Below are 25,113 nucleotides of genomic sequence, written 5' to 3' on the forward strand. Positions count from 1 at the left end.
GTGCCTACGCCGCCAGGCGGGCCAGCAGCGCCGGCAGCGCCGTGCCGATCGGCTCGCGCACGACCTCGTCGGCGAGTGCGTCGTACGGCGTCGGCTCGGCGTTCACGATGATCAAACGTGCCCCGTGCTCCGCGGCGATCCCCGCCAGCGAGGCCGCCGGCTGTACCTGGAGCGTCGAGCCGACCGCGAGGAACACCTCCGCCGCCTTGGCGATCGACATCGCCTCGCCCAGCACCACCGGGTCGAGCCGCTGCCCGAACATCACCGTCGCCGACTTCAGGATCCCGCCGCACCCCGCGCACGCCGGGTCCTCCTCGCCCGCCTCCACCCGGGCCAGCGCCTCCGCCATCGACGAGCGCGCATGGCAGCGGGTGCACACCACCGCCCGCGCGGAGCCGTGCAGTTCGAGCACCTTGCGGTCCGGCATCCCGGCCAGCTGGTGCAGGCCGTCCACGTTCTGCGTGAGCACCCGCACGGAGAACCCGGGCGTGCGTTCCAGCTCCGCTACGGCCCGGTGCGCGGCGTTCGGCTCGGCCCGCAGCGCCGCGCTGTCGCGCCGCATCCGCCACGAGCGGCGCCGGATCTCCGGGTCGGCCATGTAGTACGCGTACGTCACGAGCTTCTCGGCCTCCGGATCGCGCCGCCACAGGCCGTTCGGACCACGGTAGTCACTGATGCCCGAGTCCGTGGAGATGCCGGCACCGCTGAGGATCGCGACGAGAGTCATACCGCCGAGCGTAAGCAGCACCCGCCCGCCCCCGCCAAGGTGTTTTTTCGTACGGCCCGACGAGCAGCGGGCCCCGGTCGAGCCCGCACCGCAGGACCAGGGCTGAGACTCCCGCCGGTCAGCGCGGCGGGCGCCCGTTCTCCAGCTCCACCGGCCCGCCGCCGTCCGCCAGCACGTCGAGGGCGTGCAACACGCGCGGACCGAGCGCGCCCGGCAGATACGTGGGCAGCTCCGCGCGCTCCACCAGCTTCCAGGAGATCAGTTCGTCCTCCTGGAGCCGGATCGCCCGGAACTGCTCGCCGTCGAGCACGCCGCCGTCGTACAGGTACGACACGATCGGCGGCCGCCCGGGCCCCGGCACCCAGTCGACGGCGAGCAGCGGGCCCAGCTCCACGTCGAGGCCGATCTCCTCCAGGGTCTCCCGCCGGGCCGCCTGCCGCGGGGTCTCGCCCGTGTCCGACTCGATGGTCCCGCCGGGCAGCGTCCAGCCCTCGCGGTAGTTCGGCTCGACGAGCAGCACGCGCCCCTCGGCGTCTCGGAAGAGCGCGGCGGCCCCCGCCAGAACCCGGGGCAGACCGGCGATGTACGTTGCGTAGTCGCTCACGACGGCCAGCCTAACCACCGTCGACCAGGCGAAACGTTCGTTCTGTCCGCTCCCGGCCGGGGCCGCGCAACCGGGAAATAATCCGTGGTGCTCGAACGGGCGCCCGCCTACAGTGATCAACGTCCAGGTGCGAAGGCAGGACCTACTTCCACTGTTAATGGGGCGGTCGCGGGTTCGAGTCCCGTCACCGGCTTCAGGCCGGTGTAGCTCAGTTGGTAGAGCACCTTGTGGTTCCGCCGACCTCGATCTCTGGACGCTTGTACGTACGTCACGCACCTCCCGGTGCGCCGGACCGCGGCTACTTCCTCCAAAGAATCCACGCCGCGGCCACTTTGATCTCGGGAGGCGCGGCGGTGCGCTCTGCCGCGCGTCCCCACCGAATTCGGGGGGATTCACCACATGGCTCGCTTCAACACCCGTGCCTCGGCCGCCGTGGCCGCCGTGGCCCGCGCGGTCTCGCCCGTGCGCTCGACCGGACGCGCCACCACCCACCAGGGCGGCGCCGGCGTGCTGCGCGACCCGCGCTCCGAGCTGTTCCTGCTCGCCGTCGCCAACTTCGTCACGCAGACGACCTTCTACGAGTCCGCCGGCGACCGCGACGACCGGTTCGCCGCGCTCGTCCGCGAGCTCGCCGTCGAGGACCCCGAGTGGACCGCCGGCCTGCTGGGCTGGCTGCGCCGCGAGGGCAACCTGCGGACCGCCTCGCTCGTCGGCGCCGCCGAGTACGTCAAGGCCCGCCTCGACGCCGGCGCCACCGACGGCCCCGCCAACCGCCAGGTCATCGACTCCGTCCTGCTGCGCGCCGACGAGCCCGGCGAGCTCCTGGGCTACTGGACCTCCCGCTACGGGCGCAACGTGCCCAAGCCCGTCAAGCGGGGCATCGCGGACGCCGTCCGGCGCCTCTACAGCCCCCGGTCGCTGCTGAAGTACGACACGGCCGCCAAGGGCTACCGCTTCGGCGACATCCTGAACCTGGTGCACGCCGCGCCCGACCCGGCGAAGCAGCCGTGGCAGGGCGAGCTGTTCCGGTACGCCCTCGACCGCCGCCATCACCCCGAGACCGCGCTGCCGCCCGCCTCGAACCGCATGCTCACCGCCCACCGGGCGCTGATGGAGCTGCCGGTCGACGAGCGGCGCGCCGTGGTCACCGGGCCGGACGGGGCCGAGCGGCTCGCCGAGGCGGGCATGACCTGGGAGGCCCTCGCCGGCTGGCTCCAGGGCCCGCTGGACGCGGCCGCCTGGGAGGCCGTCATCCCGTCCATGGGTGTGATGGCGCTCCTGCGCAACCTGCGGAACTTCGACCGGGCGGGCGTGAGCGACGAGGTCGCCGCGCGCGTCGCGGCGAAGATCTCCGACCCGGAGACCGTCGCCGCCTCCCGCCAGTTCCCCTTCCGCTACCTGGCCGCGTACCAGCACGCCCCCTCGCTGCGCTGGTCCTACCCGCTGGAGCGGGCGCTCGGCCACTCGCTGGCCAACGTCCCGGCGCTGTCCGGCCGCACCCTCGTGCTGGTCGACCGCTCCGGCTCGATGTGGGCGCCGCTGTCCGACCGCTCGGAGCTGAACCGCGCGGACGCGGCGGCCCTCTTCGGCACGGCGGTGGCGCTGCGCGCCGCCGAGGCGGACCTCGTGCAGTTCGGCACCACCAGCAGGCCCGTGCCGTACCGGGCGGGCGAGTCCGTCCTGAAGGTGCTGGACCGCTTCGGCGACCTGGGCGGCACCAACACCACCGAGGCGGTCCGCGCGCACTACCGCGGCCACGACCGGGTGCTGATCGTCACCGACGAGCAGGCCTCCTACAGCCACTACGGCGACCCGACCGCGCAGGTCCCGGCGGACGTGCCGGTCTACACCTGGAACCTCGCGGGCTACCGCCCCGGCCATGCCCCCTCGGGGCGGGACAACCGGCACACCTTCGGCGGGCTGACGGACGCGGCGTTCCGCATGGTGCCGCTGCTGGAGGCCGGGCGGGCGGCCCACTGGCCCTGGTCACGGGCCTGACCAGCGGGTCCGTACGCCGGACAGGGGTGGCACAGCCTCAGGCTGTACGGATAGGGTCGGCCTCGGCGCGACTGCCTGTTCGATAGCAAGGGATGCAAGGGTGACGGACGGAGCAGTAACTGAGGCCGCGCGTGTACTCGTCGCGGCTGACAAGTTCAAAGGTTCGCTCACGGCCGTACAGGTCGCGGAGCGGGTGACGGCCGGGCTCCGGCACGTCGTCCCCGGGCTCGAGGTGGAGACCCTGCCCGTCGCCGACGGCGGCGACGGCACGGTCGCGGCCGCCGTCGCGGCCGGGTTCGAACGGCGTGAGGTACGGGTGACCGGCCCGCTCGGCGAGCCGGTGACCGCCGCGTACGCGCTGCGCGACACCACGGCCGTGGTGGAGATGGCGGAGGCCTCCGGCCTCCAGCTGCTGCCCGAGGGCGTCTTCGCCCCGCTGACCTCCACCACGTACGGCTCCGGCGAGCTGCTGCGCGCCGCGCTCGACGATGGTGCGCGCACCATCGTCTTCGGCGTGGGCGGCAGCGCCACCACCGACGGCGGCGCCGGCATGCTCGCCGCGCTCGGCGCGCGCTTCCTCGACGCGGACGGCAAGCCCGTAGGCCCCGGCGGCGGCGCCCTGCGGGACCTCGCGACCGCGGACCTGTCGGGTCTCGACGCCCGCTTCAAGGACGTGGAGCTGGTCCTCGCGAGCGACGTCGACAACCCACTGACCGGGCCGAAGGGCGCGCCCGCCGTGTACGGGCCGCAGAAGGGCGCCTCGCCCGACGACGTGGCCGAGCTCGACGCGGCCCTCGCCCACTTCGCCGCCGTCCTCGCCGACACCATCGGCCCCCGGGCCACCGAGCTCGCCGCCTCCCCGGGCGCGGGCGCGGCCGGCGGCATCGGCTACGGCGCGCTGGTCGGCCTCGGCGCGAGCTTCCGCGCCGGTATCGACGTCATGCTGGACGTCCTCGGCTTCGGCCCGGCGCTCGCCCGCGCCACCCTCGTCATCACCGGCGAGGGCTCCCTCGACGAGCAGACCCTCCACGGCAAGGCGCCCGCCGGTGTCGCGGCGGCCGCCCGCGCCGCCGGCATCGAGGTCGTCGCGGTCTGCGGCCGCCTCGCCCTCCAGCCCGAGGCCCTCGGCAAGGCGGGCATCCGCCGCGCCTACCCGCTGACGGACCTGGAGCCGGACACGGCGAAGTGCATCGCGGAGGCGGGCCCCCTGCTGGAGCGCCAGGCGGCGAACATCGCCCGCGACTTCCTGACGTAACCCCGCCCTGAAGGCCACACCGCCCCCGGACCGGCTCCTGCCGGACCCCGGGGGCGGTGGCGTATCCGGTGGTGTATCCGCGGGCGGTCGCGCACCGACGTGGGCCGAACGTGTGTGCCAGAGCCATCATGACAGGTCAGAGGCGGTTTTCGTAGGACGAACGGCATAGCCCGGCAGCCTTGTTGGGCCGCGCGGACGGCCCGCAGACTCTCCGTCATGAATCACTCCGCGAGCCCGGTGACAGTGGACCACGACGACATCATCCGCGCCCGGACGGCGCTGCTCGCCTCCGGACGCCGCACCCCGCGCGAGGAGGTCCGGGCCTACCGGGTGCTCGCCCAGGTCAGCCCGGCCGCCTACCTGCCGCTCCTGGCCGGCTCGCTGCTGAGCCGGAGCTACCAGATTCCGAACGACCGGCCCGACGTCTGCCTCCCCCTGGTGGAGGAGGCCGTGGCCGCGGCCCGCGCCATCGACCCGGCCGAGCCCGCACGCGCCGAGGTGCTGCGCCGGGCGCTCCACGCGTACCAGCGCGAGCTGTACGCGGCCGGCCGACGGGCTGAAGGGCTCGCCGTACGCGCCGAGCTGGGCCCGGGCATCTGGGCGACCGGCCTGCTCGAGGAGGGCCGTTACGCCGAGGCCGCCGACGCCCTGACCCGAGTGGTCCCGGCGCTCCGCGCCGACGGCCCCCGAAGCGGCGCCCTTGCCTGGTCGCTGCTGGAGTGGACCACCGCCCTGGACGCCGCGGGCCGGCACGCCGAGGCCCTCGCCGCGTTCGCCGACTTCGTCGCGATGCAGGCCGAGGAGGCGGCGAACGAGCGCGCCTCCCTGTCGTCCCACCTCCTCCTGCTCCTCCGGTACACGCGGATGCTCGACGCCGCCGAGCGCCGGGAGGACGCCGCGGCCGTCCGGCGGGAGGCGCTCGCCCTGCTGACGGAGCTGGCCGCCACCGGCGAGCCCAGAAACTGGAGCGGCTACCAGGCGGTCTTCTGGGCGGTCCTGCTCTCGATCTCGGGCGCCGAGAGCGAGCGGTTCGCCCCCGGGGAGCCCCGGCCGCCCTTCGGCGCCACGGTCATGGACTGGTCGCCCGACATCAGAAAGCGCTACTTCGACGCCTGTGACGGGCTCCGCGAGCAGGTCGACGCCCTGGCACCTCTGGCCGCCGACGACCCCGGCCGCCACCTGGCCGAGCTGGTGCGGCTGCAGCGGGTGCTCACCGTACGCTCGGCCGTCCGCTCGGAGGCCTGTGGGTGCCTCTCCGCGGAGCGGGCGGGGCCGCTGTTCGACGAGGGCGTGGAGCTCGCCCGCCGCCTGGCCGCGCACGCCCCGGCCGACGGCACGGCGGCGCTGGTCACCGCCCTGACCGACCGGTGCGCCTTCCACATCGCCGGCCGCGACTTCGCCGCCGCGCTCGCCGACTTCCGGGAAGCGCTCACGCTTCAGACCGCGGGCTGCGGGACGATCCGGCCCCGCTCGTCGAGGGTCTTGTCGTCCCAGTAGCGGTCCCACTCGTCGTTCAGGTACTCGGGGACCTTGCCCTCGGGGTAGCGGGCCCAGCCCGCCGGGGGCTCCTCGCCGTCGGGGACGCAGTCGCCGCCCGAGTTGTTGACGGCGAGGACGGGGTAGTGGTCCGGTCGGCAGACCCGCTCCCGGTAGGCGCACCCGGTCAGGAGCAGCGCCGCGACGGCGCCCGTGAGGGCCAGGCAGGGGCGGGTGCGTCGATACGGCGGCATGGTGCGGGAGCCTCTCTCGTCGGTGTGCGCCCAGTGTGGCCAACCTGCCCGTCCGCGGGGTGAGTACGCGTACTCACATGGCGTACTCACCCCGCCGTCAGCCGGAACGCGTCCAGCGCCAGCGTCATCTCCGTCAGGTCCCGCGGCCGCGACAGCGACCGCGAGGTGAGCTGCTCCAGGCGGCGCAGGCGGTTGAAGACCGTGTTGCGGTGGCAGTAGAGGCGGCTCGCCGCCCGTCCCGCCGAGCCCTCGCAGTCGAGCCACACGTCGAGGGTCTCCAGCAGCACCGCGCGGTCCGCCGGGTCCAGGTCCAGCAGCGGGCCCAGGACCTCGGAGACCAGCAGGGAGGCCAGCTCCGGCTGGCTGACCACCAGCGCGCCGGCCATCCGGCGGTCCAGCCGCACGATGGACGGCGCGTCGGCCGGGCAGGTGCGCAGCGCCAGTTCCGCCAGGCGCCGCGCCCTGCCCAGCTCCGTCAGGCCCGACACCACGGGGCTGACACCGCCCGGGCCCGGGCAGCGGCCCTCCATCAGCTCCACCAGCGCGTCGAGCCCGGTACCCTCCGCCAGCGACACCACGCCGATCTCGCAGTCCGTCCGCATCCGCCAGACGAACCGCAGGCCCGGTCCCGCCAGCCGCCGGTGCGCCACGTCGCGCCGCTCGGTGCGCAGCACCACCACGGCGTACCGGCCCCGCTCCGGCAGGTCCAGGCCCGCCGCCGCCCGCGCCGAGACCTCCGGCGACCGGCCGCCGTCCAGCAGCGCGTCGAGCAGCGCCTGGAGCTGCTCGTCGGTACGGCGGCGCAGCTCCAGCTCCGTGATGCGGTACGCCTCCGACGCGGTGTCGGTCTGCGCGTCCACCGCCGACCACACCATCGTCGCGGCCTGCATCAGCGCGGCGAGCCGCCCCGCGTCCGCGCCCGCGTCCTCCAGCAGCGCGTCCCACACCAGGTGCCCGGCCAGCCGGTAGGCGTGCACCACCAGCTCCAGCGGCAGCCCCTGCTCGGCGCGCCGCCGCCCCATCCACTCCGCGTGCTCCAGGTCACGGCGCGGCGCCGCCCGCGGCGCCGAGATCATCTCGATGCCGATGCGCATGGCGTCGCGCGCCTCCTGCCAGTGCTGGTCGTAGCCGATGACCCGCTCGTAGGCGGGGGAGTGCGCGTGCAGCTCCCGCACGTGCTGGTCCACCAGCTCCGGCAGCCGCCCCAGCAGCGCCGTACACGCCTGACCGAGCAGCTTCCAGTCGTCTCCGGTACGTGGTCCGCGGGCTCCCATGGCCGGAGGATGCCACCTCCGCGCCCCATCCGGCATGCCCCTGACCCTTGGTGTTGTGCGCGTGCACAACCCGCCGCCGCGCCCGCTGGGCACCGGCAGCGATTCGGCCACCGAACGTGGACGGGGCACCCGCCCCGGTGCTGGGGTGAGCGCCACCGAACGAGCATCGAGGGGGATCCATGAGCGCTGCCGCCCTGCGGGTGCGGGGTCTGACAGCCGGGTACGGCAAGGTACGGGCCCTGCGCGACGTCTCGCTGGACGTACCGGAAGGCGCCGTCGTCGCCGTCCTCGGCGGCAACGGCGCCGGCAAGTCCACGCTGCTGCGCGCCCTGTCGCGCACGCTCGCCTTCCACGGCGGCGCCGCCACCGCCGGCACCGTCACCTTCGCGGACCGCCCCCTGCACGGCCTGCCGCCCGACCGGGTCGTCGCCGCCGGGCTGTGCCACGTCCCCGAGGGCCGCCAGGTCTTCGCCCGCATGAGCGTCGAGGACAACCTGCGCGCGGGCGCCCTCGCCGCGAGCAGAGGCACCAAGGCGGAAGCCCTGCGCCGCGTCCACGCCCTCTTCCCCGTCCTCGCCGAACGCGCCCGCCAGCGCGCCGGCCTCCTCTCCGGCGGCGAACAGCAGATGCTCGCCGTCGCCCGCGCCCTGATGGCCTCCCCGCGCCTTCTCCTCCTCGACGAACCGTCCCTCGGCCTCGCGCCCCTGATGGCCGCCCGGATCGCCGACACCGTCCGCGAGATCCACGCCCAGGGCACCTCCGTCCTCCTCGTCGAGCAGAACGCCGCGCTCGCGCTGCGCCTCGCCGACCACGCGTACGTCCTCGAAGTAGGCGAGGTCACGGCCGCGGGACCCGCCGCCGAGCTCGCCGCCTCCGACGAGGTACGCCACCGCTACCTCGGCGTCGTGGACGAGCGGGCGGCCGACGACGCGTCCGCCGCCGAGGCCCGCCACCTGGCCCCCTGGGAGGACGCGTGACCACCCTCGAAGTCCGCGACCTCACCGTACGGTTCGCCGGCCTCACCGCCCTCGACGGCGTCGGCTTCACCGTCCGCCCCGGCACCGTCCACGCCGTCATCGGCCCCAACGGCGCCGGCAAGTCCACCACCTTCAACGTGCTGTCCGGCGTCTACCGCGCCACCTCCGGCAGCGTCCGCTTCGACGGCCACGAGCTCACCGGCCTGCCCCCGCACCGCATCGCCGCCCTCGGCGTCGCCCGCATCTTCCAGAACCTGGCCCTGCCGCCCCGCGCCACCGTCGCCGACGCGCTGATGCTCGGCCGCCACCGCCTCACCCGCGCCGGCTTCCTCGCCACCGGGCTCCGGCTGCCGTCCGCCACCCGCGAGGAGGCCCGCCACCGCGCCCGCGTCCGCGAGATCGCCGCCTTCGTGGGCCTCGCCGACCAGCTGGAGCAGCCGGCCGCCTCCCTCCCGTACGGGCAGCAGAAGCTCGCCGAACTGGCCCGCGCCCTGTGCATGGAGCCCAGGCTCCTGCTCCTGGACGAGCCGGTCGCCGGCATGACCGCCGACGAACGCCGCCGCACCGCCGCCGTCATCGCGGGCGTCCGCGACAGCCTCGGCATCTCCATCGTCCTGGTCGAACACGACATGGGCGTGGTGATGCGCCTCGCCGACACGGTCACCGTCCTCGACTTCGGCCGCCGCATCGCCGACGGCGCCCCCGCCGACGTACAGAACGACCCGGCCGTCGTCCGCGCCTACCTCGGAGAGGACACCGCCGAGTGACCACCTTCGCCGAACTCCTGCTCAACGGGCTCTCCCTCGGGTCCGTCTACGCCCTCATCGCGCTCGGTTTCGTCGTCATCTTCCGCGCCACCGAGGTCGTCAACTTCGCCCACGCCTCCCTGCTCCTCGCGGGCGGGTACGTCACCGCCGTCCTTCACGACGACATCGGCTTCTGGCCCGCCCTCGCCGCCGGCATCGCGGGCGCCGCGCTCGTCGGCGCCGCCGTCGAGTTCCTGGTGATGCGCCGCCACCGGGGCGCCGACCACAGCGTCCTCGCCATCGTCACCATCGGCGTGGACATCGTCCTCACCACCGAGCTCACCCGCCGCATCGGTACGGAGGTGCTCGCCCTCGGCGACCCGTGGGGCGACGCGGTGGTGAGCCTCGGCCCGGTCACGCTCGCCCAGACGCGGATCGCCGCGTTCGTCGCCGCGGCGCTGCTCATCACGGCGTTCCTGCTCGCCTTCCGGTTCACCTCCTGGGGCGTCGCCATGCGCGCCGCCGCCGAGTCCCCGTCCACGGCCGCGCTGATGGGCGTACGCCTCGGGCGGGTGTCGCTCGGCGCGTGGGCGGTGGCCGGGGGACTCGCCGCCGTCGCGGCCCTCTTCCTCACCGTCTTCCCGACGCCCGGACTCGAGCGCTCCACCTCGCTCGCCGCGCTCAAGGCCTTCCCCGCCGCCATCCTCGGCGGCCTCGACTCCACCACCGGCGCGCTCGTCGGAGGCCTGCTCGTCGGCGTCACCGAGTCCCTCGCGACCGGCTACCAGAGCGACCTGACCTTCCTCGGCCGCGGCATCGGCGACCTGGCGCCCTACCTCGTCATGGTCGCCGTCCTGCTGATCCGCCCCGCGGGGCTCTTCGGTACGAAGGAGCTCGCCCGTGTCTGAGACCGTCTCGAAGAAGCTCACCCGGCCCCGTCCGTACGCCTGGGCCCTCGGCGCGGTCCTCCTGCTGGCCCTGCCCTTCTACCTGGAGCGCTTCTGGCTCCAGGCCGGCCTCTTCGCGATGGCCGCCGCGATCGGCGCCATCGGCATCAACCTCCTCACCGGCGCCACCGGGCAGCTGTCCATGGGGCACGCCTTCTTCCTCGCCGTCGGCGCGTACGGCTACTGCGCGCTCGCCGGGGACGGCACCGACGGGCTCACCGGCCTCGGCCTTCCCGGCTGGCTCGCCGCCGTGGGCGCGGTGGCGCTGGCGGGCGCCGCCGGCGGGCTCTTCAGCCCGATCGCGGGGCGGCTGCGCGGCGCGTACCTGGGCATCGCCACCCTCGCGCTGATCTTCATCGGCCAGCACGTGCTGTTCAACGCCCACGACCTGACCGGCGGCTTCAACGGCCGCGCCGTCCCGCCGCTCAGCCTCCTCGGCGTCACCTTCGACGACACCGAGCTCATCGTCGCGGCGGTCCCGTTCGGCGCCGCCGAGAAGCTCTGGTACCTGGGCCTGGCGCTGCTCGCGGCCTCCGCCCTCTTCGCCCGCGGCGTGCTGCGCGGCAGGCCCGGGCGGGCGCTCAACGCCATCCGCGACCACCGCATCGCGGCCGGGGTGCTGGGCATCCCGGTGGCCCGCTACCGCGCGGCGGCGTTCGTGCTGTCGTCGATGTACGCCGGGCTCGCCGGGGTGCTGCTGGCGCTGGTCTTCCAGCGGACCGTGCCCGAGTACTTCGGCATGCTGCTCTCCCTCGAGTACCTCGCCATGATCGTCATCGGCGGCCTCGGCTCGGTGGCGGGCGCGGTCGTCGGCGGCGTCTTCGTCTCCCTGCTGCCGCAGCTCCTGAACCGCTACAGCGACGCGCTGCCCCTGGTCTCCGCCCCCGGCACGGGCGGCGTCGCCCCGGGCGAGGCCTCGCGCTACCTGTACGGCGCCGCCGTCGTCGCGGTGGTGCTCTTCCTGCCCGGCGGCCTGGCCGGCCTCGCCGCCCGGCGCCCCCGACGCACCCCCCGTACCGCACGCATCGCACGCACCCCAGCGGAGGAACGATGACCACATCCAGGCACCGGCGGCTCGCCGCCGCCCTCACCGCGCTCGTCGCCCTGACCGCCGGGGTCACGGGCTGCAGCGCCAAGGCGAAGACCGGCACGGACGGCGCGGCCGGCGCCGACGGCGTGAAGACCGGCACGGGCGTCGACGCCAAGACGATCCGGCTGGGCGCGCTCACCGACATGACCGGCGTGTACGCCACCCTCGGCAAGAGCATCACCCAGGCCCAGCAGCTGTACGTCAAGCAGCTCAACGCCGCGGGCGGCGTCTGCGGCCGCACCGTGGAGCTCACGGTCCGCGACCACGGCTACGACCCGCAGAAGGCGCTCGCCGCGTACACCGAGCTGGAGCCGGAGGTGCTGGGCTTCCCGCAGTTCATCGGCTCGCCGTTCGTGGCGGCCGTGAAGCAGCGGCTCGACGGGCGGGACAAGGCGCTCGTGCTGCCGCAGGCCTGGTCGGCCGAGCTCCTCGGCAGCCCGTACATCCGGGTGATCGGCACCACGTACGACGTCGAGACGATCAACGCCGTCGACTTCCTGATGAAGGAGAAGGGCCTGAAGAAGGGCGACAAGCTCGGCCACGTCTACTTCGAGGGCGACTACGGCGAGAACGCCCTCCAGGGCTCGAAGCACATGGCCGGGCAGGCCGGGCTCACGATCGTCGAGCAGAAGATCAAGCCGACGGACAACGACATGTCGGCGCAGGTGGCGGCGCTCAAGCAGGCCGGGGTCAAGGCGGTCCTCCTCTCCACGGGCCCCCGCCAGGCCGCCTCCTTCGTCGGCGTCGCCGCGGCCGTGAAGCTCGCCGTGCCGGTCATCGGCAACAACTCCGCCTTCTCCCCGCAGCTGCTCGGCACCCAGGCCGGGCCGGCGCTGGAGAAGACGTACTACGTCGCCACGCCCAGCCTGCCGATCGGCGCCGACACCCCGGCCGCCGAGAAGCTGGTGGCGGACTACCGCGCCGCCTACCCGAAGGACTCCCTCGACAACGGCGTCGTCGCGGGCTGGTCCGCCGCCGAGGTCTTCGGCGCGGCCCTGAAGAAGGCGTGCGCGGACAAGGACCTGACCCGCGAGGGCGTCGGCAAGGCGCTGCTGACCCTGAAGGCACTCGACGGGGGCTTCGGCGTGACCCACGACTTCTCCGACCCGAAGGCGCCCTCCTCACGGCAGACCGTCGTCTTCCAGCCCGACAAGTCCGTCCCCGGCGGCGCCCGGGTGGTGCGGCAGCCGGAGGCCGCACCCGCGGCGCGGGGCTTCACCCCGGGCGGCTGACCGGACGGGAGGCCCCCGTCACCGCGCCGAAACCCGGCCGTGTGAAGCTCGGCCCATGAGCGATCACACGGATCCCCACCACCGCATCGAGCCCCTCACCGCGCGGCGCATCCACGCCGACGCGGCCGAGGGGCTCGCCGCGCTGCTGGTGGACGCGGTCGACAGCGGCGCCTCCGTCGGCTTCCTCGCCCCGCTGAGCCCCGCCGAGGCGGCCTCCTGGTGGCGCGCCGCCGCCGAGGAGACCGAGCGGGGCATACGGACCGTCTGGGCGTCGTACGGGCCCGACGGCGCGGTCTCGGGCGTGATCAGCCTGGTCCGGGCGGGCATGCCCAACCAGCCGCACCGCGCCGACATCGCCAAGCTCCTGGTCCACCGCGCGGCCCGGGGCCGGGGGCTGGGTCGCCGCCTGCTGGAGACGGCCGAGCGCGCGGCCGCCGCCGAGGGGCGCACCCTGCTGGTGCTGGACACCGAGACGGGCAGCGGGGCCGAGGCCCTCTACCGGAAGGCGGGCTGGACGCGGGCCGGCTCGATCCCCGGTTACGCCCTCACCCCGGACGGCGTCCCGCACCCGACGACGTACTACTACAAGGTCCTGGAGCGTGGCCGGGACGGTGCCTGAGACAGCGGAAGGGCCCGGGTGCTTGGGGAAGCACCCGGGCCCTTCTCACATCCGTACGAGGACTACGGCAGCTGCGCCGCCCGCGCCTCGCGGCTCACGCGCCGGTTGTCGCGGAAGGTGTTCACCCGCCGGGCCGTCGCGAAGAGGGGGATCACCGCGCCCAGCACGACCTGCAGCGCGCACCCGGTCTGGAGCAGCAGCTGACCGCCCGGGGCGTCGAACGCCCACGCCGCCAGCAGGCCCATCGCCCCGACGATCCAGCTGAGCATCGCCACCGCGAGGATGCCCCGCGGCTTGGGGTACTCGACCCGGCTCACCATCAGCCACGCCGTGCCGATGATCGCCAGCAGCGTCGGGATGAACGGCAGCTCCAGCAGCACGATCGACACGACCGTCAGCGCGCCGAACGGGGACGGCATGCCCTGGAACATCCCGTCCTTCATGGTCACGCAGCTGAATCTGGCGAGCCGTAGCACCACCGCCAGCAGCACCACGATCGCGGCCACCGCCGAGACCTTCTGGTGGGCGTCGTCCGCGACCATCCCGTACACGAGTACGAAGTACGCCGGGGCGAGCCCGAAGCTGATCAGGTCCGACAGGTTGTCCAGCTCCGCGCCCATCGGCGAGCTGCGCAGCTTGCGCGCCACCAGCCCGTCGAAGAGGTCGAAGATCGCCGCGAGCAGCATCAGGATCACGGCCGTGGCGGCGCTGTGCCGCGCCATGCCGGTCTCCTGGCTCCCCGTGAGGTGCGGGATCAGGATGCCGGTGGTGGTGAAGTACACCGCCATGAAGCCGCACGTGGCGTTGCCCAGCGTCAGGGTGTCCGCTATTGAGAGACGCAGCGACAGCGGCATCTCCTCGGCTTCCTCGACGATGTCCGCCTCGGCGTCGGCCACCCAGTCGGCCCGTGTGTCGGGATCAATCACGGTCAATTCGAGTCACCCCCGCGGTCGTGGTCTGACCGACCTCGACTGCGACGTCGACACCTTCCGGAAGGTAGATGTCAACGCGCGATCCGAAGCGGATCAGACCGATGCGCTCGCCCTGCTCGACCTTGGTCCCCTGCGGGACGTACGGCACGATGCGGCGCGCGACCGCACCCGCGATCTGCACCATCTCGATGTCACCGAGCTCGGTGTCGAAGTGCCAGACAACGCGCTCGTTGTTCTCGCTCTCCTTGTTGAACGCCGGCACGAAGCCGCCGGGGATGTGCTCGACCGACGTCACCGTGCCCGCCAGCGGGGCGCGGTTCACGTGGACGTTCAGCGGGCTCATGAAGATGGCGACCCGGGTGCGCCCGTCCTTCCACGGCATGATGCTCTGCACCACCCCGTCGGCGGGCGAGATGACCCTGCCCTGAGCGATCTCGCGCTCGGGGTCGCGGAAGAACCACAGCATGCCCGCCGCGAGCGCGGTGGTGGGCACGGCGATGGCCGCGGCACGCTTGGAACGGCGCGCGCGGGCAAGACTGAGTGCTGCGGTGGCGACGGTCGGCAGAAGCCACGGCGATGCTCCGCGAGCGATACGCACGCCAAATCGGCTGTCGCGAGGTGCAGAGGTTTGGCTGTGGGGCATGGATGACCTTCGTAGCGGATGATGCCGCGCGGATGCGGGGGACGGCGGCTTTTCGGCGATGCTATCGGTTGCGGGCCGCAACTGGGCAAGCCAGAAGCCGAGTCGGCGGCCGGAAGAAGATGACAGGGTGTGATCTTCTTCGCGGCCGAACCGACCGAAAAGCGACAATCAACCCTGGAACCGGTACTCCTCGAGCAGCCGACGCCCAATGATCATTTTCTGGATTTCGGCGGTACCTTCACCGATCAGCAGCATCGGAGCCTCTCGGTAGAGACGCTCGATCTCGTACTCCTTCGAGAATCCGTAGCCACCATGGATACGGAAGGCATCCTCCACGACCTCTTTGCAGTACTCGGAGGCGAGGTACTTCGCCATCCCTGCTTCCAGGTCGTTTCGCTCCCCGGAGTCCTTTTTGCGAGCTGCGTTGACCATCATGGCATGAGCGGCCTCGACCTTGGTAGCCATTTCGGCCAGCTTGAACTGGATCGCCTGGTGCTGAGCGATCGGCTTGCCGAAAGTGTGACGTTGCTGGGCATACGAGACACCCAGCTCGAAGGCACGCTGAGCGACGCCACAGCCACGCGCCGCCACGTTCACGCGCCCGACCTCGACGCCGTCCATCATTTGGTAAAACCCTCGGCCCGTGGCCCCGCCCAGCACACGATTGGCCGGAATGCGCAGTCCGTCCATGATGAGCTCGGTGGTGTCGACCCCCTTGTAGCCCATCTTGTCGATCTTCCCCGGGATGGTCAGGCCGGGCCGGACCTCTCCGAAGCCGGGCTCCTTCTCCACGAGGAAGGTCGTCATCGACTTGTGGGGGGCGGTGCCCTCGGGGTGTCCTTCGTCACTTCGGACGAGAACGGCCACCAGCGTTGACGTTCCGCCGTTCGTGAGCCACATCTTCTGGCCGTTCAGGACGTACTCGTCGCCGTCCTTGACCGCCTTCGATGTGATCGCCGACACATCGGAGCCGAGCCCCGGCTCCGACATCGAGAAGGCGCCGCGCACCTCGCCCGCCGCCATCCGGGGCAGGAAGGTGTCCTTCTGCTCCTGGGTGCCGTGCTGCTTGAGCATGTACGCGACGATGAAGTGGGTGTTGATGATGCCCGAGACGGACATCCAGCCGCGCGCTATCTCCTCCACGCACAGCGCGTACGTGAGCAGGGACTCGCCCAGGCCCCCGTACTCCTCCGGGATCATCAGGCCGAAGACACCCAGCTCCTTCAGGCCGTCGACGATCGCTTGCGGGTACTCGTCGCGGTGCTCCAGCTCCGTGGCGACCGGAATGATCTCCTTGTCGACGAAGTCACGGACCGTGGAGAGGATCTCCTGCTGGACATCGGTCAGACCGTGGGTCTGGGCGAGTCGGGCCATGGCTACTTCTCCTGCGCCTTGAGTTCCGGGCGGCCCGGCTGCTCGCCGCCGCGCTCCTTGATGTACTGCTCGGTCGGCACCATCACCTTGCGGCGGAAGACGCAGACCAGCGTGCCGTCCTGCTTGTAACCCTTGGTCTCGACGTACACGATCCCGCGGTCGCTCTTCGACTTCGACGGCGTCTTGTCGAGGACGGTCGTCTCGCCGTAGATGGTGTCGCCGTGGAAGGTCGGCGCCACGTGGCGCAGCGACTCGATCTCCAGGTTGGCGATCGCCTTGCCGGAGACGTCCGGCACGGACATGCCCAGCAGCAGCGAGTAGATGTAGTTGCCGACGACGACGTTCTTCCCGAAATCGGTCGTCTTCTCCGCATAGTTCGTGTCCATGTGGAGCGGGTGGTGGTTCATCGTCAGCAGGCAGAAGAGGTGGTCGTCGTACTCGGTGACCGTCTTTCCGGGCCAGTGCTTGTAGACGGCACCGACTTCGAACTCTTCGTAGGTACGGCCGAACTGCATCGTGCTCACGCCTCCGGGGCTTCGAACTTCGACGTACGGGTCATGCCGGCGGCGCGGCCCTTGCCGGAGATGACGAGCGCCATCTTGCGGCTGGCCTCGTCGATCATCTCGTCGCCGAGCATCGCGGAGCCCTTCTTGCCGCCCGCCTCGGACGTGTAGTACTCGTACGCGTCCAGGATCAGCTCGGCGTGGTCGAAGTCCTCCTGCGAGGGCGAGAACACCTCGTTGGCCGCGTCGACCTGACCCGGGTGCAGCACCCACTTGCCGTCGAAGCCCAGCGCGGCGGCCCGGCCGGCCACGGCGCGGAAGCCGTCCACGTTCTTGATCTGAAGGTACGGGCCGTCGATCGCCTGGAGATCGTTGGCGCGGGCCGCCATAAGGATCTTCATCAGGATGTAGTGGTACGCGTCGGCCGGGTAGCCGGGCGGCTGCTCGCCGACGACCAGCGACTTCATGTTGATGGAGGCCATGAAGTCGGCCGGGCCGAAGATGATCGTCTCGATGCGCGGGGAGGCCTGCGCGATCGCGTTGACGTTGTTGAGGCCCTGGGCGTTCTCGATCTGGGCCTCGATGCCGATCCGGCCGACCTCGAAGCCCATCGTCTTCTCGATCTGGGTCAGCAGCAGGTCCAGCGCCACGACCTGCTCGGCGGTCTGCACCTTCGGCAGCATGATGCAGTCGAGGTTCGGGCCGGCGCCCTCGACGACCGTGACCACGTCGCGGTAGGTCCACTCGGTGGTCCAGTCGTTGACCCGCACGACCCTGGTCTTGCCCGTCCAGTCGCCCTCGTTGAGGAACTTGACGATGGTGTGCCGCGCCTCCGGCTTGGCGAGCGGCGCGCACGCGTCCTCCAGGTCCAGGAAGACCTGGTCGGCGGGGAGGCCCTGGGCCTTCTCCAGGAAGCGCGGGTTGGAACCGGGGACCGCCAGGCACGAGCGGCGCGGGCGGAGACGGTTGACGGTCGTCATGCGGGGACCTCCACAGGGTCGAGCTTGTTCGCTTTCCGGATCTCGTCGACGATACGGCCGATGATCTCCGTGATACCGAAGTCCTTCGGCGTGAAGACGGCGGCCACGCCCGCCCGCTTCAGTTCGGCGGCGTCGGCGTTCGGGATGATCCCGCCGACGATCACCGGGATGTCCGACGCGCCGGCCTCACGCAGCCGGGCCAGCACGTCGGGGACCAGCTCGGCGTGCGAGCCGGACAGGATGGACAGTCCCACGCAGTGCACGTCCTCCGCCAGGGCGGCGTCCACGATCTGCTCGGGCGTCAGCCGGATGCCCTGGTAGACCACCTCGAAGCCGGCGTCACGCGCACGCACCGCGATCTGCTCGGCGCCGTTGGAGTGCCCGTCCAGGCCCGGCTTGCCGACCAGCAGCCGCAGCCGCCCGGCGCCCAGCTCGGACGCCGTCCGCGTCACCTTCTCGCGTACGGCGGCGAGCGGGGTGCCCTCCTCGGCGGCGATCGCCACCGGCGCCGACGACACGCCCGTCGGAGCCCGGAACTCGCCGAAGACGTCCCGCAGCGCCCAGGACCACTCGCCGGTGGTGACGCCCGCGCGGGCGCACTCCAGGGTCGCAGGGAAGAGGTTCTCGTCCCCCGCGGCCGTGGCCTTCAGCCGGGCGAGGGCCTCCTGCGCCCGGCCCTCGTCGCGGTTGTCGCGCCACTCGTGGAGCCCGGCCACGACCCGCGCCTCGTTGGCCGGGTCCACCGTCATGATCGCGGTGTCCAGGTCGGCGGTGAGCGGGTTGGGCTCGGTCGTCTCGAAGATGTTGACGCCGACGATCTTCTCCTCGCCGGCCTCGATCCGGGCCCGCCGCTCGGCGTGCGAGGCGACCAGCTGCGACTTCAGGTAGCCCGACTCGACGGCGGCCATCGCGCCGCCCATGCCCTGGATCCGCTCGATCTCCGCCAGGCACTCGGTGACCAGGGAGTCCACCTTGGCCTCGATGACGTGCGAGCCCGCGAAGATGTCCTCGTACTCCAGCAGGTCGCTCTCGTGCGCCAGCACCTGCTGGATGCGCAGGGACCACTGCTGGTCCCAGGGGCGGGGCAGGCCCAGGGCCTCGTTCCACGCCGGGAGCTGCACGGCACGCGCGCGGGCGTCCTTCGACAGCGTCACGGCCAGCATCTCCAGGACGATGCGCTGGACGTTGTTCTCCGGCTGTGCCTCGGTCAGCCCGAGCGAGTTCACCTGCACGCCGTAGCGGAACCGGCGCTGCTTGGGGTCCTCGATGCCGTACCGCTCGCGGGTGATCGTGTCCCAGATGCGGCCGAAGGCGCGCATCTTGCACATCTCCTCGATGAAGCGGACGCCCGCGTTCACGAAGAAGGAGATGCGCGCCACGACCTCTCCCTTGCGCTCCTCGGGCACCTGGCCGGAGGCGAACACCGCGTCGAGGACGGCGATCGCCGTCGACATGGCGTACGAGATCTCCTGGACCGGAGTGGCGCCCGCCTCCTGCAGGTGGTAGCTGCAGATGTTGATCGGGTTCCACTTCGGGATGTGGTTCACCGTGTAGGTGATCATGTCGGTGGTCAGGCGCAGGGACGGACCCGGCGGGAAGACGTGCGTCCCGCGCGACAGGTACTCCTTGACGATGTCGTTCTGCGTCGTCCCCTGGAGCCTGGTGATGTCCGCGCCCTGCTCCTCGGCGACCACCTGGTAGAGCGCCAGCAGCCACATGGCGGTGGCGTTGATGGTCATGGACGTGTTCATGCGTTCCAGCGGGATGTCCTGGAACAGCCGGCGCATGTCACCGAGGTGCGAGACCGGGACCCCGACCCGGCCCACCTCGCCGCGGGCGAGGATGTGGTCGGGGTCGTACCCGGTCTGCGTCGGCAGGTCGAACGCGACCGAGAGGCCCGTCTGGCCCTTGGCGAGGTTGCGCCGGTACAGCTCGTTGGACGCCTCGGCCGTGGAGTGACCCGCGTACGTCCGCATGAGCCACGGCCGGTCCTTCTGACGCTCTGTCATCTAGGAAACCTCAGACCTCAGACGTTGCGGAAGCGGTTGATGGCGTCGACGTGCTGGTCCCGCATCTCCTGGTTCTTCACGCCCAGGCCCTCCTCGGGGGAGAGGCAGAGCACGCCGACCTTGCCCTGGTGGAGGTTGCGGTGGACGTCGTACGCCGCCTGGCCGGTGTCCTCCAGCGAGTACACCTTCGACAGGGTCGGGTGGATCTTGCCCTTGGCGATGAGCCGGTTGGCCTCCCACGCCTCGCGGTAGTTCGCGAAGTGCGAGCCGACGATCCGCTTCAGCGACATCCACAGGTAGCGGTTGTCGTACTCGTGCATGTAGCCCGAGGTCGAGGCGCAGGTGGTGATGGTGCCGCCCTTGCGGGTGACGTACACGGACGCGCCGAAGGTCTCGCGGCCGGGGTGCTCGAAGACGATGTCGATGTCCTCGCCGCCGGTGAGCTCGCGGATGCGCTTGCCGAAGCGCTTCCACTCCTTCGGGTCCTGGGTGTGCTCGTCCTTCCAGAACTTGTAGCCCTCGGCGTTGCGGTCGATGATCGCCTCGGCGCCCATCGCGCGACAGATCTCCGCCTTCTGGGGGCTGGAGACCACGCAGATCGGGTTGGCGCCGCCGGCGAGGGCGAACTGGGTGGCGTACGAGCCGAGGCCGCCGCTCGCGCCCCAGATGAGCACGTTGTCGCCCTGCTTCATGCCGGCGCCGTTGCGCGAGACCAGCTGGCGGTACGCGGTCGAGTTCACCAGTCCGGGTGCCGCCGCCTCCTCCCAGCTGAGGTGGTCCGGCTTCGGCATGAGCTGGTTGGACTTGACCAGTGCGATCTCCGCCAGGCCGCCGAAGTTGGTCTCGAAGCCCCAGATGCGCTGCTCCGGGTCCATCATCGTGTCGGAGTGGCCGTCGGGGCTCTCCAGCTCCACGCTCAGGCAGTGCGCGACGACCTCGTCGCCCGGCTTCCAGGCGTTCACGCCGGGGCCGGTGCGCAGGACGACGCCCGCGAGGTCGGAGCCGATGATGTGGTACGGCAGGTCGTGGCGCTTGGCGAGCGGCGAGAGCTTTCCGTAGCGCTCCAGGAAGGCGAAGGTCGAGACCGGCTCGAAGATCGACGTCCACACGGAGTTGTAGTTCACCGAGGACGCCATGACCGCCACCAGGGCCTCGCCCGGGCCCAGTTCGGGCAGCGGCACGTCGTCCAGGTGCAGCGACTTGCGCGGGTCCTTGTCGCGCGTGGTGAGACCGGCGAACATCTCGGTCTCGTCCTTGTGCACGGTCACCGCGCGGTAGGACTCGGGGAGGGGCAGTGCGGCGAAGTCGGCGGCGGTGGTGTCCGGCGACTGGATCGCGTCCAGGATTTCCTTCACGGTGTTGCCTCCGGCGAAGAAGCGTCTTGAGGGGGAGACGCTGGGTTGAACGTCGGGGAAGTGCTGCTCTGGGAGGTGTGTGCCGTCGGTTCGGCGGGTGGTGCTCGGCTTGGCAGCGCTGGGTGGTGCGCGAAGAGTGCCTGTGACGCAGGCGTCCGGGCGCGCGACAACGATGTTGTGCGGGGACAGCCGGCGTACGAGAAGTTCTCTGCACGCCGGCCGCCCGGACAACATCAACGTATGACACCGCGTGCCAGGCCGCAAGACACTGAGTGCCAACAATTTCTCTCAGATGTCATCTGCCGGTCACAGATGAGCGATGATCGATCGGTCCGCGGTTTCCCGGCATGCAAAAAGCCCGCCGGGGCTCGATGAGAAGTCGAGCCCCGGCGGGCGATGCGGAACCGGGAACGGCTAGCCGTGTTCCTTGAGGGTCCGCTCGATGCTGCGCATGATCTCCTCCAGCGGCGCGTCCGTGCGGGCCACCGTCACCAGCACGTCGCCGGTGGTGCTCGCCGTCGCGGCGGGCGCGGGGGCCGGGGCGCTCCCGGCGCCGGAGCGGCCGGCGCCTATGCCGGTGCCGAAGGTCTCCCGGACGATCGCGAAGGCGTGGTCCAGCTGCGCCTCCACGTCACCCTGCCCGCCGGCCCGCAGCCAGCGGCGCAGCACGTGGTTGTGCGCCGTGACCACCGCCGACGCGGCCACCTCCGCCAGCAGCGGGTCGTCGTTGCCGTCGTGGTGGTCCCGCTCGTCGAAGTGGCCCAGCAGATAGCGCGTGAACAGCCGTTCGTAGCGGGCCACCGAGGCGATCTCGCGCTCCCGCAGGGTGGGCACCTCGCGGGTGAGGCGGTAGCGCGCGACCGACACCGAGGGGGACGCCGCGTACATCTTCATGACTTCCTTGATGCCCCGGCAGACCGTGTCCAGCGGGTGCTCGTGCGGCGGGGCGGCGTTCAGCACCGCCTCGGCGCGCACCAGGGTGTCGTCGTGGTCGGGGAAGATCGCCTCTTCCTTGGAGCGGAAGTGGCGGAAGAAGGTCCGGCGGGCGACCCCCGCCGCGGCGGCGATCTCGTCGACCGTCGTCGCCTCGTACCCCTTGGTCGCGAACAGTTCCATGGCCGCGGCCGCGAGCTCGCGGCGCATTTTGAGCCGCTGCGCGGCGGCGCGGCTGCCCGCGGCGCTCTCCGGCGCGTCGGACGAGGAGGCGGCACGAGCGGTTCGGCGGGCGGCATCAGCGGGCTGGGACATGACCTGAACGTACTGCATCGGTGCAGGAGACCGCGCCTGTGGGGCCGGGCTGCCCGACCTCTCGGCCGCCCCGCCGAGCAGCCCGCCCCACTCCCCGTACGGCTCAGCGCCGGGCATATTCGCGGAAACCGCGCCCCGTCTTCCGGCCCAGGCAGCCCGCCGCCACCAGGTGCTCCAGGAGGGGGGCCGGCGCCAGGCCGGGGTCGCGGAACTCGCGGTGCAGCACCCGCTCGATGGCGAGCGAGACGTCCAGGCCGACCACGTCCAGCAGCTCGAACGGACCCATCGGGTAGCCGCCGCCCAGGCGCATCGCGGCGTCGATGTCGTCGAGCGAGGCGTAGTGGTTCTCGACCATCTTGATCGCGTTGTTCAGGTACGGGAAGAGCAGCGCGTTCACGATGAAGCCGGCCCGGTCGCCGCAGTCCACGGGGTGCTTGCGGATCTTCGCGGTCACCTCGCGCACGGTGGCGTGGACGTCGTCGGCGGTCAGCACCGTACGGACGATCTCGACCAGCTTCATGGCGGGCGCCGGGTTGAAGAAGTGCATCCCGATCACGTCCTGCGGGCGCGAGGTGGCGCGGGCGCAGGCGACCACGGGCAGGGAGGAGGTGGTGGTGGCGAGCACCGCGCCCGGCTTGCAGACCTTGTCGAGCGTGGCGAACAGCTGCCGCTTCACCTCCAGGTCCTCGGCCACCGCCTCCACGGCGAGGTCGACGTCGGCGAAGGCGTCCAGGGAGCCGGCCGGGGTGACGCGGGCGAGCGCCGCGTCGGCCGCCTCGGCGGTCAGCCGGCCCTTCTCGACGGAGCGCGCGAGCGACTTGGCTATGCGCCCCTTGGCCGTCTCGGCCTTCTCGAGCGAGCGGGCGGCGAGCACGACGGCGTACCCGGCCTTCGCGAAGACCTCCGCGATGCCGCTCGCCATGGTGCCGGAGCCCGCGACGCCGACGGAGCGGACCTCGCGGACCTCGCCCGTGGCGGCCGTCTCCGACGGCGTGAGCGCGTCGCGCACCACGACACCGCTGCCCGGCTCCTCGTACGTGTAGAAGCCCCGGCCCGCCTTACGGCCCGTCAGGCCGGCGTCGCTCAGCTGCCGCAGGATCGGCGCCGGGGCGTGCAGGCGGTCGCCCGACTCGGCGTACATGGCCTCCAGGACCGTACGGGCCGTGTCGACGCCGATCAGGTCGAGCAGGGCGAGGGGGCCCATCGGCAGGCCGCAGCCCAGCCGCATCGCGGCGTCGATGTCCTCGCGGGAGGCGTACCGCGACTCGTACATGGCCGCGGCCTGGTTCAGGTAGCCGAAGAGGAGGCCGTCGGCGACGAAGCCGGGCCGGTCGCCGACGGCCACGGGCTCCTTGCCCAGCTGGTGGGCGAGGTCCGTGACGGCGGCGACGGCCTGCGGGGCGGTCAGCACCGAGGACACGATCTCCACGAGCTTCATCGCCGGGGCGGGGTTGAAGAAGTGCAGGCCCAGCACGCGCTCGGGGCGCGCGGAGTCGGCGGCCAGCCGGGTCACCGACAGGGCGTTGGTGCCGGTGGCGAGGATCGCGTCCGGGCGGACGACGGCGTCCAGCTCCCGGAAGACCTGCTGCTTGAGCTCGTACGACTCGGGCACGACCTCGATCACGAGGTCGGCGTCGGCGGCGGCCCGGAGGTCGGAGAAGGTACGGAAGCGGGCGAGGATGTCGCGCCGCTCCTCCTCGGTGATCCGCTCGCGGGCCACGGAGCGGGCGGTGGCCGCCTCCAGGCAGGCGACGGCGCGGCGGGCGGCGGCCTCGCTGACGTCGATGCCGATGACCTCACGGCCGGCCCGGACGAGAACCTCGGCGATGCCGGAGCCCATCGTGCCCAGACCGACGACGGCGATGGTGGAGAGAGGGGTGTCCATCACGGGACTCCAGGGATGAGTGACGACTGATGAGGGGCGCGGGCGCGCACGGGTGCGGTGCGTCGCCTCGCGGAGCGCGTGCGTTCTCGGCGTGAGCGTGAACGCGGGGGCGGGCGCTTGGGCACCGCCGTGCGTGCGTTCGCGCTGCCGCGCGTCGCGCGCGGGTCGCGGTGGAGAAGCGACGGACCCTGTCCCGGAGCCACGTCGTACAGATGTGCCAGGTGTGCCGAACCGACGGACACGGCGCTCGCGGCGGCTGCGTCACCAGGCCGCCGTGAGTGCGTTCGCGGGTGTGTCCCGCTCACTTGAGATTAACCGGCGGGTAACGAGCGCGCCAGTCCCGGGAGCTCCCCGGACCATGTGACGCTCGCTACGCTGACGGCCATGACGGCCGTGGATGAGGAGTTCCGCTCGCTCGTGGACCGGTTGCGGGACGAGGCGGAGGGGGCGGGCGCGTCGGAGGCGTACGAACGGCTCGTCGCCGTCGAGGACCCCGAGGAGCTCGCGGCGGTGCTCACGCGGGGCGGCCAGCCGCTCTGGGCGCGTGAGCTCGCGGCGTTCCGGCTGGGGCTCGCCGGTGACCGGCGCGCCTTCGAGGCGCTCGTGCTGCTGTTGAACCACCGGGACCCCGAGCGCTGCGTCTCCGCCGCGTACGCGCTGGCGCGGCTGGGCGATCCGCGGACGGCGCGGGCCGCCGCCGCGCTCGCCACCAACGAGCTGCGCGTCGCCTACGCGCTCACTCCGGTACGGCTGTTGGCCCGGCTGCGGGCGCCCGAGTCCGTACCGGCGCTGGTCACGGTGTTGGAGCGGCGCCTCGCCGACCCGGGCGATCCGCACGGGCGCGTGGCGGTCGCCTGCGCGGAGGGCCTGGGCGAGCTGGGCGACGCCCGCGCCCGCCCGGTCCTCGAAGCCGCCCGCCTCCGTCCGCGCCTGGCCCGGGCCGCCACGGAGGCGCTGGCCCGGCTGCGGCCGGAGGCGTAAGTCG

Annotated in this window: 23 protein-coding genes and 1 tRNA gene; 11 read left to right on the plus strand and 13 right to left on the minus strand. The window is 72.2% G+C overall.

Annotated features, from left to right (window positions below; genetic code table 11):
* Window positions 1-4 precede the first annotated feature (4 nt).
* Window positions 5-727 carry an SIR2 family NAD-dependent protein deacylase gene (locus ACIRNI_RS15015; RefSeq protein ID WP_403551675.1) on the minus strand — a complete coding sequence of 241 codons (723 nt, stop codon included), beginning with the start codon at window positions 725-727 and terminating at the stop codon, window positions 5-7.
* Between the two features lie 118 nt (window positions 728-845).
* Window positions 846-1,331 carry an NUDIX domain-containing protein gene (locus ACIRNI_RS15020; protein WP_403551678.1) on the minus strand — a complete coding sequence of 162 codons (486 nt, stop codon included), beginning with the start codon at window positions 1,329-1,331 and terminating at the stop codon, window positions 846-848.
* A gap of 120 nt (window positions 1,332-1,451) precedes the next feature.
* On the opposite strand from ACIRNI_RS15020, the gene ACIRNI_RS15025 reads away from it, so the two are divergent.
* The 4 genes from ACIRNI_RS15025 to ACIRNI_RS15040 all read left to right on the plus strand — a co-directional run bounded on the left by ACIRNI_RS15025 (window position 1,452) and on the right by ACIRNI_RS15040 (window position 6,081).
* Window positions 1,452-1,521 (plus strand) — tRNA-Asn (locus ACIRNI_RS15025).
* Between the two features lie 209 nt (window positions 1,522-1,730).
* On the plus strand, window positions 1,731-3,329 hold the full coding sequence (locus tag ACIRNI_RS15030; protein WP_403551680.1) for a TROVE domain-containing protein: 1,599 nt from the start codon (window positions 1,731-1,733) through the stop codon (window positions 3,327-3,329).
* A gap of 100 nt (window positions 3,330-3,429) precedes the next feature.
* Window positions 3,430-4,584 carry a glycerate kinase gene (locus tag ACIRNI_RS15035; RefSeq protein WP_403551683.1) on the plus strand — a complete coding sequence of 385 codons (1,155 nt, stop codon included), beginning with the start codon at window positions 3,430-3,432 and terminating at the stop codon, window positions 4,582-4,584.
* 216 nt (window positions 4,585-4,800) lie between these two features.
* The gene (locus tag ACIRNI_RS15040) at window positions 4,801-6,081 is read left to right on the plus strand and encodes a hypothetical protein (protein ID WP_403551685.1); all 1,281 of its coding nucleotides are present in this window, start codon (window positions 4,801-4,803) and stop codon (window positions 6,079-6,081) included.
* Here ACIRNI_RS15040 and ACIRNI_RS15045 read toward each other — a convergent pair.
* Window positions 6,021-6,314 carry an SCO0607 family lipoprotein gene (locus ACIRNI_RS15045; protein ID WP_403551687.1) on the minus strand — a complete coding sequence of 98 codons (294 nt, stop codon included), beginning with the start codon at window positions 6,312-6,314 and terminating at the stop codon, window positions 6,021-6,023. The two genes, ACIRNI_RS15040 and ACIRNI_RS15045, sit on opposite strands and share 61 nt — an antisense overlap.
* A gap of 86 nt (window positions 6,315-6,400) precedes the next feature.
* Window positions 6,401-7,588: a PucR family transcriptional regulator gene (locus ACIRNI_RS15050; protein WP_403551689.1), complete on the minus strand. Its 1,188-nt coding sequence runs from the start codon at window positions 7,586-7,588 to the stop codon at window positions 6,401-6,403.
* 179 nt (window positions 7,589-7,767) lie between these two features.
* Here ACIRNI_RS15050 and ACIRNI_RS15055 point away from each other — a divergent pair, with 179 nt between their 5' ends.
* The 6 genes from ACIRNI_RS15055 to ACIRNI_RS15080 are packed head-to-tail and all read left to right on the plus strand — an operon-like array spanning window position 7,768 to window position 13,199.
* The gene (locus ACIRNI_RS15055; protein WP_403551692.1) at window positions 7,768-8,565 is read left to right on the plus strand and encodes an ABC transporter ATP-binding protein; all 798 of its coding nucleotides are present in this window, start codon (window positions 7,768-7,770) and stop codon (window positions 8,563-8,565) included.
* Entirely contained in the window at window positions 8,562-9,332 is a 771-nt protein-coding gene (locus tag ACIRNI_RS15060; RefSeq protein WP_356645570.1) for an ABC transporter ATP-binding protein, read from the plus strand. Before ACIRNI_RS15055 ends, ACIRNI_RS15060 begins: the two co-directional genes overlap by 4 nt.
* Complete coding sequence (locus ACIRNI_RS15065; RefSeq protein WP_355363246.1) at window positions 9,329-10,219, plus strand: branched-chain amino acid ABC transporter permease; 891 nt, start codon at window positions 9,329-9,331, stop codon at window positions 10,217-10,219. The genes ACIRNI_RS15060 and ACIRNI_RS15065 overlap by 4 nt, the downstream gene beginning before the upstream one ends.
* Window positions 10,212-11,312: a branched-chain amino acid ABC transporter permease gene (locus ACIRNI_RS15070; RefSeq protein ID WP_403551695.1), complete on the plus strand. Its 1,101-nt coding sequence runs from the start codon at window positions 10,212-10,214 to the stop codon at window positions 11,310-11,312. The genes ACIRNI_RS15065 and ACIRNI_RS15070 overlap by 8 nt, the downstream gene beginning before the upstream one ends.
* On the plus strand, window positions 11,309-12,580 hold the full coding sequence (locus ACIRNI_RS15075) for an ABC transporter substrate-binding protein (protein ID WP_403551698.1): 1,272 nt from the start codon (window positions 11,309-11,311) through the stop codon (window positions 12,578-12,580). Before ACIRNI_RS15070 ends, ACIRNI_RS15075 begins: the two co-directional genes overlap by 4 nt.
* A gap of 55 nt (window positions 12,581-12,635) precedes the next feature.
* Window positions 12,636-13,199: a GNAT family N-acetyltransferase gene (locus tag ACIRNI_RS15080; protein ID WP_403551700.1), complete on the plus strand. Its 564-nt coding sequence runs from the start codon at window positions 12,636-12,638 to the stop codon at window positions 13,197-13,199.
* A gap of 62 nt (window positions 13,200-13,261) precedes the next feature.
* On the opposite strand, the gene pssA is transcribed toward ACIRNI_RS15080, so the two are convergent.
* The 9 genes from pssA to ACIRNI_RS15125 all read right to left on the minus strand — a co-directional run bounded on the left by pssA (window position 13,262) and on the right by ACIRNI_RS15125 (window position 24,128).
* Window positions 13,262-14,125, minus strand: a complete 864-nt coding sequence (pssA, locus tag ACIRNI_RS15085) for a CDP-diacylglycerol--serine O-phosphatidyltransferase (protein ID WP_355363306.1) — start codon at window positions 14,123-14,125, stop codon at window positions 13,262-13,264.
* Window positions 14,118-14,774 (minus strand): phosphatidylserine decarboxylase, encoded by a 657-nt coding sequence (locus ACIRNI_RS15090; protein ID WP_355363238.1) that lies wholly within the window; start codon window positions 14,772-14,774, stop codon window positions 14,118-14,120. The genes pssA and ACIRNI_RS15090 overlap by 8 nt, the downstream gene beginning before the upstream one ends.
* A gap of 168 nt (window positions 14,775-14,942) precedes the next feature.
* Window positions 14,943-16,148, minus strand: a complete 1,206-nt coding sequence (locus ACIRNI_RS15095) for an acyl-CoA dehydrogenase family protein (RefSeq protein ID WP_403551702.1) — start codon at window positions 16,146-16,148, stop codon at window positions 14,943-14,945.
* 2 nt (window positions 16,149-16,150) lie between these two features.
* The gene (locus tag ACIRNI_RS15100; RefSeq protein WP_356645576.1) at window positions 16,151-16,663 is read right to left on the minus strand and encodes a MaoC family dehydratase; all 513 of its coding nucleotides are present in this window, start codon (window positions 16,661-16,663) and stop codon (window positions 16,151-16,153) included.
* Window positions 16,664-16,668: 5 nt separating this feature from the next.
* A complete protein-coding gene (locus tag ACIRNI_RS15105) occupies window positions 16,669-17,631 on the minus strand; it encodes a CoA ester lyase (protein ID WP_356645562.1) in 963 nt (320 codons plus the stop codon).
* Window positions 17,628-19,640 carry a protein meaA gene (locus ACIRNI_RS15110; protein WP_403551705.1) on the minus strand — a complete coding sequence of 671 codons (2,013 nt, stop codon included), beginning with the start codon at window positions 19,638-19,640 and terminating at the stop codon, window positions 17,628-17,630. Before ACIRNI_RS15110 ends, ACIRNI_RS15105 begins: the two co-directional genes overlap by 4 nt.
* 17 nt (window positions 19,641-19,657) lie before the next feature.
* Window positions 19,658-20,995: a crotonyl-CoA carboxylase/reductase gene (gene ccrA, locus ACIRNI_RS15115; RefSeq protein ID WP_403551707.1), complete on the minus strand. Its 1,338-nt coding sequence runs from the start codon at window positions 20,993-20,995 to the stop codon at window positions 19,658-19,660.
* 414 nt (window positions 20,996-21,409) lie between these two features.
* Window positions 21,410-22,243, minus strand: coding sequence for a TetR family transcriptional regulator (locus tag ACIRNI_RS15120; RefSeq protein WP_355363230.1), 834 nt, complete (start codon window positions 22,241-22,243; stop codon window positions 21,410-21,412).
* 103 nt (window positions 22,244-22,346) lie between these two features.
* A complete protein-coding gene (locus ACIRNI_RS15125; RefSeq protein ID WP_403551709.1) occupies window positions 22,347-24,128 on the minus strand; it encodes a 3-hydroxyacyl-CoA dehydrogenase family protein in 1,782 nt (593 codons plus the stop codon).
* Between the two features lie 393 nt (window positions 24,129-24,521).
* Between ACIRNI_RS15125 and ACIRNI_RS15130 the strand changes: the two genes are divergently transcribed.
* The gene (locus tag ACIRNI_RS15130) at window positions 24,522-25,109 is read left to right on the plus strand and encodes a HEAT repeat domain-containing protein (protein ID WP_403552198.1); all 588 of its coding nucleotides are present in this window, start codon (window positions 24,522-24,524) and stop codon (window positions 25,107-25,109) included.
* The last annotated feature ends 4 nt before the right edge of the window (window positions 25,110-25,113 follow it).

Source organism: Streptomyces sp. NPDC093546, assembly GCF_044765045.1.
Classification (GTDB): Bacteria; Actinomycetota; Actinomycetes; order Streptomycetales; family Streptomycetaceae; genus Streptomyces.